We start from the raw sequence: 14,758 nt of genomic DNA on the forward strand, positions 1-14,758 counted from the left end.
GGCCGAAAAGTCGGATGATCGGTCCGTAGGTCATGCTCGCCATGCCACGGCCGCGTGCCCGGGGCAGGACACGCCTCACCCACCCCGCTCGGACCCCTGTTTCACCCGTACGCCGAACCGCGCGGCACCCTCAGCCAAGAACGACGACTCCGCGTCCCCACCCGCACCCGCGCCCCGTTCCTGCGGGAGTTCTCGGGAATCGCCGTGGTTGAGCGCGCCCAGTGAGGGCGTCAGTCACCGACCTGGTGTTCCACGCGGTGGCGGATGTACTCGTCCGGATGGGACCGGGCTATCGCCACGGCAGCGTCCACCAGGTCGTGCAGTTCCGGCGGCCAAGCCGACTTCCGGAGCGGCAGGCCCGGCAGGATGCAGCGCCGGACGTCCAGGTGCTCGTTGCTCACGAACTCGCGCAGCGCGGCTTCGTACCACTCGGCCCTCACGGTCGCGGCGTCGTCGGGTTCCGCCGGACCGGTGGCTGCGGGATGCTCCGCCCGTACGGTGGGCATGCGCAGGGGCAGAGCCGACCAGTACCAGGCATTCGCCGCGCCCGCCCGCTCAAGGTCCGTGCCGGCCCGCAGGTATCCAAGCAGCGAGGCCTGGACCCGCCTGTGCCCGAACGCGTTCAGCGCGGGTTCGAGGAACTGGCGGTTGAAGCTCGGATCGGGGTCGTGAACAGCTGCCTTGATCAGCGCCTGGAAGGACTCCTCGGAGAGGACCAGCTCCCGGCGGCAGGCCTTGTAGAGCGCCGTCCGAGCATGGTTCACCCAGGTTCGTGGATCGCCGGGCTGCGGCTCCCGAGCGACATCGAGCCCGAGGACCCGGACGACCTCCGCCACGCATCCGGCGAACACCTCCCTACGGTCCTCCACCGGCCCCGGCAGCGGCAGGAACCCGTGAACCGCCCGCGCCGTCTCGTCGGCAGTCTTCTCGTCCCCGTCCGCAGCCAACCCTCGGCCTCCTGTCGTAGGTCCTGCCGTACGCGTGTGACCCGACGTTCATACCAGGATGGCAAGCTTGAAGCATGAACGATGCCGCCCCGGCGCCCACCCCCGCGCCCGCGCCCCGCCGTGCCCGTGTCCGTGCCCCCGAGCTGATCGGCAAGGGCGGCTGGATCAATACCGGCGGGAAGGACCTGAAGCTCGCCGACTTCCGAGGTCGCATATTGATCTTGGATTTCTGGACCTTCTGCTGCATCAACTGCCTGCACGTCCTCGACGAGCTGCGCGAACTGGAGGAGAAGCACCGCGACACCCTCGTGATCATCGGGGTGCACTCGCCGAAGTTCGTCCACGAGGCCGAGCACCAGGCCGTCGTCGACGCCGTCGAGCGCTACGAGGTCCACCACCCCGTCCTCGACGACCCGGAGCTCGCGACCTGGAAGCAGTACGCCGTACGGGCCTGGCCGACCCTCGTCGTCATCGACCCCGAGGGCTACGTCGTCGCCCAGCACGCGGGCGAAGGCCACGCCAACGCGATCCGGACCCTGGTCGAGGAGCTGGAGGCCGAGCACGAGGCGAAGGGCACGCTGCGCCGCGGCGACGGCCCGTACGTGCCGCCGGAGCCGGTCGCGACCGACCTGCGCTTCCCCGGCAAGGCGGTCCTGCTGCCGGGCGGCACCTTCCTGGTCTCGGACACCACCCGGCACCAGCTCGTCGAGCTGGCGGCGGACGGCGAGAGCGTGGTGCGGCGGATCGGCGGCGAGGGCGAGTTCCGCGAGCCGCAGGGCCTGGCCCTGCTGCCGGACGGGAAGGTCGTCGTCGCGGACACCGTGCACCACGCGCTGAAGCTGCTGGACCCCGAGACCGGAGCGGTCGAGCGGATCGCCGGCACCGGCCGCCAGTGGTGGCAGGGCTCCCCCACCTCGGGACCGGCCCTGGAGGTCGACCTGTCCTCGCCGTGGGACGTCGCCTGGTGGCGGGGCAAGGTGTGGATCGCCATGGCGGGCGTCCACCAGCTGTGGACGTACGACCCGGAGACGAAAACCGTCGAGGTCGCCGCCGGCACCACCAACGAGGGCCTGGTCGACGGGCCCGCCGCCGAGGCGTGGTTCGCGCAGCCGTCCGGGCTCGCCGCCACCGAGGACCGGCTGTGGATCGCCGACTCCGAGACCAGCGCCCTGCGCTGGATCGACCCGGAGGGGACCGTCCACACCGCCGTCGGCACCGGCCTGTTCGACTTCGGCCACCGCGACGGCGAGGCCGGCCAGGCCCTGCTCCAGCACCCGCTGGGCGTCACCGCGCTGCCCGACGGCTCGGTCGCCGTCTCCGACACGTACAACCACGCGCTGCGCCGCTTCGACCCGGCGAGCGGCGAGGTCACCACCCTGGCGACGGATCTGCGCGAGCCGAGCGACGCGGTCGTCGTCGGCGAGGACGTCGTGGTCGTCGAGTCGGCCCGGCACCGGCTCACCCGGCTGCGGCTGCCGGAGGAGGCCGTGCGGGTCGAGGCGGTCGCCCACCGCACCCGCCGCGAGGCCACCGAGGTCGCCCCGGGCCGCCTCCGCCTCGACGTGGTCTTCCAGGCCCCCAAGGGCCAGAAGCTGGACGACCGCTACGGCCCCTCGACCCGGCTCCTGGTCTCCTCGACCCCGCCGGAGCTGCTCCTCGCGGGCGAGGGCACGGGCACGGACCTGTTCCGCGAACTCGAACTGAACCCGGACCTCACCGAGGGCGTCCTGCACGTCTCGGCGATGGCCGCCTCCTGCGACGACGACCCGGCCAACGAGTACCCGGCCTGCCACGTCCACCAGCAGGACTGGGGCGTCCCGCTGAGGATCACCGAGGGCGGTGCGGCCCGCCTGCCGCTGATCCTCGCGGGCCTGGACGGCTGAGCCGGCCGGTCAGCCCTCCAGGAAGGCGACCAGCGCGTTCGCGAGGTGGTGCGGGTCGTCGGATCCGCACAGTTCGCGGGCGCTGTGCATCGACAGGCAGGCCACGCCGATGTCGACCGTGGAGATGCCGTGGCGGGCGGCGGTGATCGGGCCGATCGTCGTCCCGCACGGCATGTCGTTGTTGGAGACGAACGACTGCCACGGCACGCCCGCCTTCTCGCAGGCGGCGGCGAACACGGCCCGGCCGCTGCCGTCGGTGGCGTAGCGCTGGTTGACGTTCACCTTGAGGATCGGGCCGCCGTTGGGGCGCGGGTGGTGCGTCGGGTCGTGACGCTCGCTGTAGTTGGGGTGCACGGCGTGGCCGACGTCGGAGGACAGGCAGACCGAGCCGGCGAGGGCGCGGGCCTTGTCCTCGAAGCCGCCGCCGCGGGCGTAGACCGAGCGCTCCAGGACGGTGCCGAGCAGCGGGCCGTGGGCGCCGGTGTCGGCCTCGGAGCCGTTCTCCTCGTGGTCGAAGGCGGCGAGGACGGGGATGTACGGGAGGTCGTCGCCGTGCGCGGCGACGGCCGCGAGCGCGGCGGCGCAGGCGTGCACGGAGATCAGGTTGTCCATGCGCGGGCCCGCCAGCAGCTCGCGGTCCCGGCCCAGGTAGGCGGGGGCCTCGACGGCGTGGACCATGAGGTCCCAGCCCGCCACGTCCTCGGCGTCGACGCCCGCCTCCTCGGCGACGAACGCGATCAGGTCGCCCTCGCGCACCTCGCCCAGGCCCCAGACCGGCTGCATGTGCCGCTGGCGCTCCAGCTTCATGCCCTCGTTGACCTGCCGGTCCAGGTGGATGGCGAGCTGCGGCACCCGCAGCAGCGGCCGGTCGACGTTCACCAGCGCGTGGCTGCCGTCCCGCAGCGTGAGCCGGCCGGCCAGGCCCAGGTCCCGGTCCAGCCAGCTGTTGAGCAGCGGCCCGCCGTAGATCTCGACCGCGACCTGGCGCCAGCCCTCGCGGCCGAAGTCCGGCTGCGGCTTCACCCGCAGGTTCGGGGAGTCGGTGTGGGCGCCCACGATCCGGAACGGGGTGTGCGGGGCGGCGCCCTCGGGCACGTACCAGGCGATGATCGCGCCGCCGCGCACCACGTACCGGCCGCCGGTCGTCCCGTCCCAGGCGTCGGTCTCCTCGACCCTGCGGAAGCCGGCCTTCTCCAGCCGCTCCGCCGTGTTCGCCACGACGTGGTACGGCGACGGCGAGGCGGCGAGGAAGGTCATGAGGTCATCGGTGTGGCCGCGGTCGAAGCGGGAGGCTGCGCTACTCATGCCGTTCACCTTACGCAGGTACCGGCATGCGGACGGGGGGTATCCGCCTCCGGACGCCCCACCGCCCGTGACCGCCGGACGGGGGCCGCGCCCACGACCCCCCTCGGGGTGCCCACGACCACCGGCGGTCGCCCGCCGAGGGCAGGACGGCCGCCCCGAGCACCCGCCGGTGCCCACGAGATCCGAGGCGAACCGAGCCACAAAAGCAAACCAGAACGGCCCGCTCCCCTCCCCGGGAGCGAGCCGTTCCTCGCGCGGACGACGTCGCGTACCTGTGCGGTACTAGAACGCGGCCTCGTCCAGGTCCATCAGCGAGCCGTCGACGTTCTCGGCGAGGACGCGCTCGGTGGAGACACCGGGCAGGACGTTCGCGGCGAAGAACTTCGCGGCGGCGATCTTGCCCTGGTAGAAGGCGACGTCCTTGCCGGAGGCGCCGGCCGCCAGCTTCTCGGCGGCGACGGCCGCGCCGCGCAGCAGCAGGTAGCCGACGACGACGTCACCGGAGGCCATGAGCAGGCGGGTGGTGTTGAGGCCGACCTTGTAGATGTTCTTGACGTCCTCGCCGGTGGCGGTGAGGTCGGTCAGCATGGCGCCGACGATGCCCTCCAGGTCGACGGCGGCCTTGGCGAGCGCGTCGCGGGCGCCGGCCAGCTCGTCGCCGCCGGTGCCGAGGGCGAGGAACTTCTTGATCTCCTCGGCGAGCGCGTTCAGGGACGCGCCCTGGTCGCGGACGATCTTGCGGAAGAAGAAGTCCTGGCCCTGGATGGCCGTGGTGCCCTCGTAGAGGGTGTCGATCTTGGCGTCGCGGATGTACTGCTCGATCGGGTACTCCTGCAGGAAGCCGGAGCCGCCGAAGGTCTGCAGCGACTGGGCGAGCTGCTCGTAGCCCTTCTCGGAGCCGTAGCCCTTCACGATCGGCAGGAGGAGGTCGTTCAGGCCGTGCAGGGCCTTGGCGTCCTCGCCGGCCGCCTCCTTGATCGCGATCTCGTCCTGGATGGTGGCGGTGTAGAGGACGAGGGAGCGCATGCCCTCGGCGTACGCCTTCTGCGTCATCAGCGAGCGGCGGACGTCGGGGTGGTGCGTGATGGTGACCTTGGGGGCGGTCTTGTCCATGAAGTTCGCCAGGTCGGTGCCCTGGACGCGCTCCTTGGCGTACTCCAGGGCGTTGAGGTAGCCCGTGGAGAGGGTGGAGATCGCCTTCGTGCCGACCATCATGCGGGCGAACTCGATGATGAGGAACATCTGGCGGATGCCGTCGTGCTTGTCGCCGATCAGCCAGCCCTTGGCGGGGTGCTTGTCGCCGAAGGTCATCTCGCACGTGTTGGAGGCCTTGAGGCCCATCTTGTGCTCGACGTTGGTGGCGTAGACGCCGTTGCGGGCGCCGAGCTCGCCGGTCTCCCAGTCGAACTCGTACTTCGGGACGAGGAAGAGGGAGAGGCCCTTGGTGCCGGGGCCGGCGCCCTCGGGGCGGGCGAGGACGTAGTGGAGGATGTTCTCCTCCATGTCGTGCTCACCGGAGGTGATGAAGCGCTTGACGCCCTCGATGTGCCAGGAGCCGTCCTCCTGCTGGATGGCCTTGGTGCGGCCGGCGCCGACGTCCGAGCCCGCGTCGGGCTCGGTGAGCACCATGGTGGAGCCCCAGCGCTTCTCGACGGCGATCTTGGCGATCTTCTTCTGCGCCTCGTTGCCCTCGGTGTAGAGGATGCCGGCGAAGGCCGGGCCGGAGGAGTACATCCAGATGGCCGGGTTCGAGCCGAGCAGCAGCTCCGCGTAGGCCCAGATGAGCGAGCGGGGGGAGACGGTGCCGCCGATCTCCTCCGGGATGCCCAGACGCCAGTACTCGGACTCCATGAAGGCGTTGTAGGAGTTCTTGAAGGACGCCGGGACCGGGGCCGTGTTGGTCTCCGGGTCGAAGACCGGCGGGTTGCGGTCGGCGTCGGCGAAGGACTCCGCGAGCTCGTTCTCGGCGAGGCGGCGGATCTCGTCGAGGATGCTCTTGGCGGTCTCGACGTCCATCTCCTCGAACGGACCGCTGCCGTACACCTTGTCGCGGCCGAGCACCTCGAAGAGGTTGAACTCGATGTCGCGGAGATTCGACTTGTAGTGCCCCATGGCGACGGCTCCGTAAAGGCTCGGGGAGGCGGATGTCTACCGGTGGCTACCCGTGAGTAGCCCACGCTCTCTACGATGATGCTACCCACCGGTAATAAGGGCAACCCCTATCCGGACATCTGTGACGCGGGACGCACCGCGACGGCCGCTCGATAGGCTGACCCCATGTACGGCTACGAGCAGAATCCGGGTGCGCAGCAGCAGTACGGTCCCCCTCCGCAGGCGCAGTACGCGCAGGGGCAGCCCGGCATGCCGGGGCAGGGCGGCATGCAGGGCGGCATGCCGGGCGGCGGGTACGGACAGCAGCAGGCCCCGCTGTACCCGGAGCCGTCGCCGCCCTCGCTCGCCGACGCGGTGCGGGCCTTCACGACCGGCACGCTGTCCGCCGAGGACTTCCAGCAGATCTTCGCGACCTCGAAGGTCTACTGCCCGCGGGGCGACAACCCGGGCTTCCTGGCCCTGCACAACACCCAGCAGCCGGTGATCCCCATGTTCACCTCGCTCAAGGAGCTGCGGCGGTACGCGGGCAAGGAGTCCAAGTACTTCGTGATCACGGGTGCGGAGGTGATCGACCTGCTGCCGACCGGCTACGGCTTCGTCCTCGACATGGAGGGCGACCACCGGATGGTCTTCGACGCCAAGGCGGTGGAGCAGATGGTCGACTACGCGATGCGCCGGATGTACGGCTGAGGACGCGACGGCGGTGATGGGCGCCCGGGAGGGGAATTCCTCCCGGGCGCTCGGCGTTCCGGGTGGCAGGAAGTTCATTGTTCAACTAAAGTGGTCGTACAAGGTCGCACTAGGAGGTCCGTCATGCCTGCCGTGACTGTCGAGAACCCGCTCACCCTGCCCCGCGTCGCCGCCCCCGCCGACGCCGCCGCCCGCCCCGTGCTCGCCGTGACCACGGCGCCCTCGGGCTTCGAGGGCGAGGGCTTCCCGGTGCGCCGCGCCTTCGCCGGCATCAACTACCAGTACCTCGACCCGTTCATCATGATGGACCAGATGGGCGAGGTGGAGTACGCCCCCGGCGAGCCCAAGGGCACGCCCTGGCACCCCCACCGCGGCTTCGAGACCGTCACCTACATCATCGACGGCGTCTTCGACCACCAGGACTCCAACGGCGGCGGCGGCACCATCACCAACGGCGACACCCAGTGGATGACCGCCGGCGCCGGCCTGCTGCACATCGAGGCCCCGCCGGAGCACCTCGTCGTCAGCGGCGGCCTCTTCCACGGCCTCCAGCTGTGGGTCAACCTGCCGGCCGCCGACAAGATGATGGCCCCCCGCTACCAGGACATCCGCGGCGGCCAGGTCCAGCTCCTGACCTCCCCGGACGGCGGCGCGCTGCTCCGCGTCATCGCCGGCGAGCTCGACGGCCACGAGGGCCCGGGCATCACCCACACCCCCATCACGATGATCCACGCCACCCTGCGGCCCGGCGCCGAGATCAGCCTGCCGTGGCGCGAGGACTTCAACGGCCTCGCGTACGTGCTGGCCGGACGCGGCACGGTCGGCGGCGAGCGGCGCCCGGTCCACACGGGCCAGACCGCCGTCTTCGGCAAGGGCGGCCGGCTGGTCGTCCGCGCCGACGAGAAGCAGGACGGCAACACCCCGGACCTGGAGGTCGTCCTCCTCGGCGGGCGCCCGATCCGCGAGCCGATGGCGCACTACGGCCCGTTCGTCATGAACACCCAGGCCGAACTCCGCCAGGCGTTCGAGGACTTCCAGGCGGGCCGCCTCGGCACGATCCCGGCCGTGCACGGCATGGGCGAGTGACGGCGGTCCGTCCGCACCGGGGCCGTACGGGCTGACGCGGCCGGCCCCGGCACGTCCGGCCCCCTGGGGCCAGCGCCCCCGGGTCCGGCCTTCCGCGTCCGGCTCCCCTGGTCCGGCTCGCGGGTCCGCCTTCCGCGTCCGGCTCCCCGGGTCTGGCCTCCCGCGTCCGGGTGCCGCGCCGGGATGCGGGGAGCCCTATGCCCCCTGGGCCGTACGAGCTGACGGCGCGTCACTCGTACGGCCTCCAGCGCGCGACGACGCGCCGCCGGGCGTGATCCGGTGGTCGGGTGCAGACCACCCGACCGCTCCTGCCCGAAGGCGTCCGCCGCACCGCCGCCTGGTGCGTCGTCTTCCTGCTCGTCACCGGGGTCGCCGCGGTCCTCGTCCGGCTGTGCGTCACCTTCAGGACGGCCGTCACCCCCGTCCTGCTCGCGCTCCTCGGCACCGCGCTCCTCGGTCCGCTCCACCGGCGGCTGCTGCGCATGAAGGTGCAGAGGTCGCTCGCCGCCGGGCTCACAGTCCTCGCCGTCCTCGCGGTCGTCGGCGGTGCCACGTACATCGTGGTCGCCGCGCTCCTGGAGACCGGCGACCAGATCGTCTCCTCCGTGCGGCGGGCCGCGCGGGACATCGCCGGGCACTTCGGCGCCGCCGGCACCTCCCTCGACGACCTCGCCGCGAACTCCAGGGAGCTGCTCCAGAGGTTCGGCGGCACCGCCGCCTCCGGAGTGATCTCCGGGCTCAGCGTGGTCGGCGAGATGATGGCCACCGCCGTCCTCGCGCTGCTCCTCGTCTTCTTCTTCCTGCGCGACTCCGACCGGGCCGTCGGCGCGCTGCGCTCCCTCGCCCCCGCCTCCACCGGCGACACGGTCGAGGCGATGGGGCGGCGCGCCTTCGAGGCCGTCGAGGGCTTCATGCGCGGCACGACCCTCATCGCCCTGATCGACGCCACCTTCATCACCGTCGGGCTGCTGGTCCTGCGCGTGCCCGGGGCGGTCGGGCTCGGCGCCCTCGTCTTCGTCGGCGCCTACATCCCGTACCTCGGTGCCGTCATCTCCGGCGCCGTCGCCGTCCTCGTCGCGCTCGCCGACCGCGGCTTCGTCATCGCCCTGTGGGCGCTGGGCGTCGTCCTCGCCGTGCAGGTCCTGGAGGGGCACGTCCTCCAGCCGGTGATCCAGAGCCGGACCGTGCAGATGCACCCGGCCGTGGTGATGCTCGCCATCACGGCCGGGGCGTCCGTGGCCGGGATCCTGGGCATGCTGCTCGCCGTGCCGCTGACGGCGGCCGCGTTCGGGGTGATCGGCGAGCTGCGCACGCGGTACGGACGGGGAGCCGGGGCGGGCGGTACCGGGGCGGCGGGCGGTGCCCGCGCCGCGGAGCCGTGATCCTCAGGTCGTCGCGGCCGGCATGCCTCCCGGCTGGAAGGACTTCAGCATCTCCTCCAGGGCCGCCTGGTCCGGGCCCACGAACGGGTCCGCGTCCGGCGCCATCGTGAGCGTCTCGATCATCCGGTCCACCATCCGCACGGCCGGCGGCAGATGGGTGCTCAGGACGATCTCCGGATTCATCTCCCGGAACTGGTCCACCCACCGGGCGTACTTCACCGGGTCCACGATGTGCACCCACGGGCTGTCCAGCGTCGCCCACAGCAGCTGCGCCTCCCGCAGCTCCTCCGGCTTGAGGTCGCTCGCGTGCCCGCTCTCGGCGAGCTCGGCGGTCGGCACGGGCCCGCCGAAGCAGTCGGAACTGAAGCAGATCCGGGTCCTGTCGTCGTAGAAGCCCACCGTGGCCGGGCTGTCGAAGAGCGGCGGCCGGAAGGCGTGGAGCGAGCGGTCGCCGACGTCGAGGGACTGGCCGGGGTTGAGGAAGTAGACGCGGTCCATCGGCAGCGGGCGTTCGGTGGTCATGATCCCGGCGCCGATGAACGTGGTCACCACCCGTGCTCTCGGCGCGGCGACGAGCAGGTCGAAGATGCCGCCCGTGTGGTCCCGGTCGGGGTGGGTGAGCCAGATCCAGAGGATGTCGGCGGGGTCCACGACCTCGCCGATCGTGGCCACGAAGTCGCGGTCGGAGAGGGAGAGTCCGGTGTCGACGACGACGGGTTCGCGGGCGGTGAGGACGTAGGCGTTGACGGGGATGTGGCCGATGCCCGGTATCTCGAGGCTGTCGGCCAGGACGGTGGTGTCGCTGCCGACCTTGTGGGTGTCCATGACGAGCTCCGTGGTCCCCCCGGCGGGTGGTGCCCCTGCGGCCGTACGACACCAGTCTCCGCCCGGTGGGCGGCCCCCGCCCGTCAGCCGGGCGGAGCCTGCCCGGGGACCCGCTCCGCACAGGGCCCCTGCCCCGACGGCGGCTCGTGCAGTTCGAACCAGATCGCCTTGCCCTCGCCGCGCGGGTCCACGCCCCACGCGTGCGCCAGCATCTCCATGAGGATCAGCCCGCGCCCGCTGGACGCCATCTCGCCCGGGTGCCGCTTGTGCGGCAGGTCGTCGCTGGTGTCCGCCACCTCGACCCGCAGCCGGCGCGCGTTCTCCAGGCAGACGACCTCGGCCACGAGCAGGGCGTCGCCGTCGGTGTGCACGAGGACGTTGGTGACCATCTCGGAGACCATGAGGACCGCCGAGTCGACCTGGTCCTCGTCCGACCAGTCGTGCAGGAGCTGGCGCACCTGCTCGCGGGCGGCGGCGATGCGTTCGGGCTCGGCCTGGGCGACGGTCATCATCGTGCGGCGCGGGGCCTCCCGTACCGCCGTGCCCTGCCGGGAGAGCAGCAGGACGGCGATGTCGTCCTCGCGGCGGTCGGCGAGCGGGCCCGTGGTGTGGTGCGAGCCGGGCCCGTGGACGGCCTCGACCAGCCGGTCGGCGAGCGCCTCCAGGTCCTCGCCGTCGTCGGACTCCAGGAGCTTCCTGACCCGTTCCCAGCCGCTGTCCAGGTCGTGGCCGCCGGTCTCCAGGAGCCCGTCGGTGCAGATCATGAGGGTCTCGCCGGGTTCGAGGGTGAGGCGGGTGGTGGGGTAGTCGCTGTCCGGGTCGATGCCGAGGGGCAGACCACCGGCCGTGGGCCGGAGCAGAACCGTTCCGTCGGTCATCCGCACCGCCGGATCGGGGTGCCCGGCCCGCGCGATCTCCACCGTGCCGTTCTCCACGTCGACCTCCAGGTAGAGGCAGGTCGCGAACCGGGGCCCGTCGCCGTCCTCCCCCGCGCCGGCGCCCATGTCGGCGCCGTCGTTGAGCCCGTGGAGGAAACGGGAGGCGCGCGAGAGCACCGCGTCGGGCCCGTGCCCCTCGGAGGCGTACGCCCGCAGCGCGATCCGCAGCTGCCCCATCAGCCCGGCCGCCCGCACGTCGTGCCCCTGTACGTCGCCGATGACCAGGGCGATCCGCCCCGCGCCCGCCCCGTCGGGCAGCCGGATCATGTCGTACCAGTCGCCGCCGACCTGGAGCCCGCCGCCGGTGGGGACGTACCGCGCGGCCACCCGGATCCCCGGGATGCCGGGGCCGAGCACCGGCATCATCGTCCGCTGGAGGCCGAGCGACAGCTCGCGCTCCGACTCGGCCACCCCGGCCCGGGCCAGGGCCTGAGCGAGCATCCGGGCGACCGTCGTCAGGACGGAGCGCTCGTCGGGCGTGAACGCCACCGGATGCTTGAACGCGGCCATCCACGCGCCCATCGTCCGGCCGGCGACGACGAGCGGGACGAAGGCCCAGGAGCGGCGGCCGAACCGCTGGGCCAGCGGCCAGGTCATCGGGAAGCGGCGCGCGTACTCCTCGGGGCTGGGCAGGTAGATCGCCCGTCCGGTCCGCACCACCTCGGCCGCCGGGTAGTCGGTGTCCAGGGTCATCGAGGTGAACGGGCCCTCGTCGCCGTCGCCGTGGCCGTGGTGCCCGATGATCGTCAGCCGGTCGCCCGACATGCCGAAGACGGCGAGCCCGTCCGGCGAGAACCCGGGCATGGACAGCGACGCCGCCACCCGCAGCACCTCGGCCGTCGACCGCGCCTCGGCGAGCGCCCGGCCGGCGTCGAGGAGGAACGCCTCGCGGGAGCGGCGCCAGTCACCCGTGACGGGGGTGCGGGCGGCGGTGCCGGGCTGGGGTTCGGCGACCTCCTGGAGGGTGCCGACCAGCTGGTAGTCGTTTCCCTCGATCAGGGGCTTCGACCTGCTCCGTACCGTACGGAGCACCCGGCCGTCCCCGTCCATGATCCGCAGCCGGGCCTCGGCCAGCGTGCCCTCGGCGACGGCCAGGCCGACCACGCCGTCGATCTCGTTCCAGTCGACCGGATGGAAGCGCGAACGCACCGCCGCCTCGCTGAGCCGGACGGGCTCGGCGGGCAGCCCGAGGAGCCGGGCCGCCTCGGCGTCGAGCGTGACGATCCCGGAGGCGTTGTCCCAGCGCCACAGGCCGGTCGCGATGGCGGCCAGGACGTCCTCGGTGCGCATTGCCCTACTTTATGAATATCGGACACCACGTCGCCACAGGTCACCACCGAGAGTATTCGGATCGCCGCCCCGGGCAGCCCGGTAGGCTTGGTACGGCTTGATTTATCAGGCTTCCCCACCACCGATCCCGAAGACTGGATGAACGACGATGCATCGGTACAGGTCCCACACCTGCGGCGAGCTCCGCGCCTCTGACGTCGGCACCGACGTCCGGCTGAGCGGCTGGCTGCACAATCGGCGCGACCTGGGCGGCATCCTCTTCATCGATCTGCGCGACCACTACGGCATCACCCAGCTCGTCGCCCGCCCCGGCACCCCGGCGGCCGAGGTCCTCGACAAGCTGACCAAGGAGACCGTGGTCCGCGTCGACGGCAAGGTCGTCTCGCGCGGCGCGGAGAACGTCAACCCCGACCTCGCCACCGGCGAGATCGAGATCGAGGCCGCCGAGGTCGAGGTGCTCGGCGCGGCCCAGCAGATCCCCTTCACCATCAACACCGACGACGGCGTCAACGAGGAGCGGCGGCTCGAGTACCGCTTCCTCGACCTGCGTCGCGAGCGCATGCACCGCAACATCATGCTGCGCTCGGCCGTGATCGCCGCGATCCGCCAGAAGATGGTGGCCCTCGGCTTCAACGAGATGGCGACCCCGATCCTCACCGCGACCTCCCCCGAGGGCGCCCGTGACTTCGTGGTCCCCTCCCGCCTGAACCCGGGCAAGTTCTACGCGCTGCCGCAGGCGCCGCAGCAGTTCAAGCAGCTGCTGATGATCTCGGGCTTCGACCGCTACTTCCAGATCGCGCCGTGCTTCCGCGACGAGGACGCCCGCGCCGACCGCTCGCCGGGCGAGTTCTACCAGCTCGACGTCGAGATGAGCTTCGTCGAGCAGGAGGACGTCTTCCAGCCGATCGAGAAGCTCATGACCGAGCTGTTCGAGGAGTTCGGCGGCGGCCGCCCGGTCACCTCCCCGTTCCCGCGGATCCCGTTCCGCGAGGCCATGCTGAAGTACGGCTCCGACAAGCCGGACCTGCGCGCCAAGCTGGAGCTCGTCGACGTCACCGACGTCTTCGAGGGCTCGGAGTTCAAGGCGTTCGCCGGCAAGCACGTGCGCGCCCTCGCCGTGCCGGACACGGGCGACCAGCCGCGCAAGTTCTTCGACGCCATGGGCGACTTCGCCGTCGAGCAGGGCGCGAAGGGCCTGGCGTGGGTGCGCGTCGGCGAGGGGAACGCCCTGACCGGCCCCATCGCCAAGTTCCTCACCGAGGACAACGTCAAGGCCCTCGTGGAGCGCCTCGGCCTGGAGCCCGGCCACGCGATCTTCTTCGGCGCGGGCGACTTCGACGAGGTCTCCAAGATCATGGGCGCCGTCCGCGTCGAGGCCGCCAAGCGCGCCGGCCACTTCGAGGAGGGCGTGTTCCGCTTCTGCTGGATCGTCGACTTCCCGATGTACGAGAAGGACGAGGAGACCGGCAAGATCGACTTCTCCCACAACCCGTTCTCCATGCCGCAGGGTGGCATGAAGGACCTGGAGGAGAAGGACCCGCTGGACATCCTGGCCTGGCAGTACGACATCGTCTGCAACGGCGTGGAGCTGTCCTCCGGCGCGATCCGGAACCACGAGCCCGAGATCATGCTGAAGGCCTTCGAGATCGCCGGCTACGACCGCGACACCGTCGAGCAGGAGTTCGCGGGCATGCTCCGCGCCTTCCGTTTCGGCGCCCCCCCCGCACGGCGGCATCGCCCCGGGCGTGGACCGCATCGTGATGCTCCTCGCCGACGAGCCCAACATCCGCGAGACCATCGCCTTCCCGCTCAACGGCAACGCCCAGGACCTGATGATGGGCGCGCCGACGGAGCTGGACGAGTCCCGCCTGAAGGAGCTCCACATCGCCCTGCGCAAGCCGGCCGAGACCAAGGTCGTCGAGGGCCGCCCGGTGACGGAGGCCGTGCACCCGGACGCGGCGCGGTAAGCACGAGCCGGACGCGGACGTGAGGAGGGCCCGGAGCCGTCGTAGGAGACGGTCCGGGCCCTCGGCAGTACGACCTCTGGGCCGACCGTGAGCAGCCCGGTTCTCCGTACGATCTCTCGGCCGGTGCCTCCACTTCGACGAGGAGGAATTCGGCGAGTGGTACGAGACCATCCTGCGCACCCACCGCGTCCTGACGACGGACCCGGGCAGTCCCTGGCTGACGATTCCCTGGGCATGAGCGCGCCAGCGGGCTACGCGGACCCTACTGGCCGCCGTGAGATCACGGAGGCGGGTGGACGGACTCGCGCGCAGTTCGGCTTCGGTCCCGCAAGG

General features: G+C 71.6%; 9 protein-coding genes and 2 pseudogenes. 6 read left to right on the forward strand and 5 right to left on the reverse strand.

What is annotated here, in order from left to right:
• Positions 1-230: 230 nt before the first annotated feature.
• The gene (locus ABD954_RS17550; RefSeq protein WP_345486973.1) at positions 231-947 is read right to left on the reverse strand and encodes a hypothetical protein; all 717 of its coding nucleotides are present in this window, start codon (positions 945-947) and stop codon (positions 231-233) included.
• Positions 948-1,021: 74 nt separating this feature from the next.
• Here ABD954_RS17550 and ABD954_RS17555 point away from each other — a divergent pair, with 74 nt between their 5' ends.
• Positions 1,022-2,830 carry an NHL domain-containing thioredoxin family protein gene (locus tag ABD954_RS17555; protein ID WP_345486974.1) on the forward strand — a complete coding sequence of 603 codons (1,809 nt, stop codon included), beginning with the start codon at positions 1,022-1,024 and terminating at the stop codon, positions 2,828-2,830.
• A gap of 9 nt (positions 2,831-2,839) precedes the next feature.
• Here the strand turns inward: ABD954_RS17555 and ABD954_RS17560 are convergent, their stop codons facing one another.
• A complete protein-coding gene (locus ABD954_RS17560) occupies positions 2,840-4,135 on the reverse strand; it encodes a M18 family aminopeptidase (protein WP_345486975.1) in 1,296 nt (431 codons plus the stop codon).
• 282 nt (positions 4,136-4,417) lie between these two features.
• Positions 4,418-6,247, reverse strand: coding sequence for an acyl-CoA dehydrogenase (locus tag ABD954_RS17565; protein WP_345486976.1), 1,830 nt, complete (start codon positions 6,245-6,247; stop codon positions 4,418-4,420).
• Positions 6,248-6,412: 165 nt separating this feature from the next.
• Here ABD954_RS17565 and ABD954_RS17570 point away from each other — a divergent pair, with 165 nt between their 5' ends.
• The 3 genes from ABD954_RS17570 to ABD954_RS17580 all read left to right on the forward strand — a co-directional run bounded on the left by ABD954_RS17570 (position 6,413) and on the right by ABD954_RS17580 (position 9,405).
• Positions 6,413-6,937: an SseB family protein gene (locus ABD954_RS17570; protein ID WP_345486977.1), complete on the forward strand. Its 525-nt coding sequence runs from the start codon at positions 6,413-6,415 to the stop codon at positions 6,935-6,937.
• A gap of 123 nt (positions 6,938-7,060) precedes the next feature.
• The gene (locus tag ABD954_RS17575; protein WP_345486978.1) at positions 7,061-8,023 is read left to right on the forward strand and encodes a pirin family protein; all 963 of its coding nucleotides are present in this window, start codon (positions 7,061-7,063) and stop codon (positions 8,021-8,023) included.
• 287 nt (positions 8,024-8,310) lie between these two features.
• The gene (locus tag ABD954_RS17580) at positions 8,311-9,405 is read left to right on the forward strand and encodes an AI-2E family transporter (RefSeq protein ID WP_345486979.1); all 1,095 of its coding nucleotides are present in this window, start codon (positions 8,311-8,313) and stop codon (positions 9,403-9,405) included.
• Between the two features lie 3 nt (positions 9,406-9,408).
• Here the strand turns inward: ABD954_RS17580 and ABD954_RS17585 are convergent, their stop codons facing one another.
• Together ABD954_RS17585 and ABD954_RS17590 are read right to left on the reverse strand one after the other, a co-directional pair.
• Positions 9,409-10,230, reverse strand: a complete 822-nt coding sequence (locus tag ABD954_RS17585) for an oxygen-binding di-iron domain-containing protein (protein ID WP_345486980.1) — start codon at positions 10,228-10,230, stop codon at positions 9,409-9,411.
• A gap of 83 nt (positions 10,231-10,313) precedes the next feature.
• The gene (locus ABD954_RS17590; RefSeq protein ID WP_345486981.1) at positions 10,314-12,458 is read right to left on the reverse strand and encodes a SpoIIE family protein phosphatase; all 2,145 of its coding nucleotides are present in this window, start codon (positions 12,456-12,458) and stop codon (positions 10,314-10,316) included.
• A 148-nt stretch (positions 12,459-12,606) separates the two neighbouring features.
• On the opposite strand from ABD954_RS17590, the pseudogene aspS reads away from it, so the two are divergent.
• Together aspS and ABD954_RS17600 are read left to right on the forward strand one after the other, a co-directional pair.
• A pseudogene (gene aspS, locus ABD954_RS17595) lies at positions 12,607-14,425 on the forward strand (aspartate--tRNA ligase).
• 115 nt (positions 14,426-14,540) lie between these two features.
• A pseudogene (locus tag ABD954_RS17600) lies at positions 14,541-14,663 on the forward strand (DUF1266 domain-containing protein); the annotation flags it as partial.
• Positions 14,664-14,758: the final 95 nt, after the last annotated feature.

Origin of the sequence: Streptomyces roseoviridis, assembly GCF_039535235.1 — a bacterium.
GTDB classification, from domain to species: domain Bacteria; phylum Actinomycetota; class Actinomycetes; order Streptomycetales; family Streptomycetaceae; genus Streptomyces; species Streptomyces roseoviridis.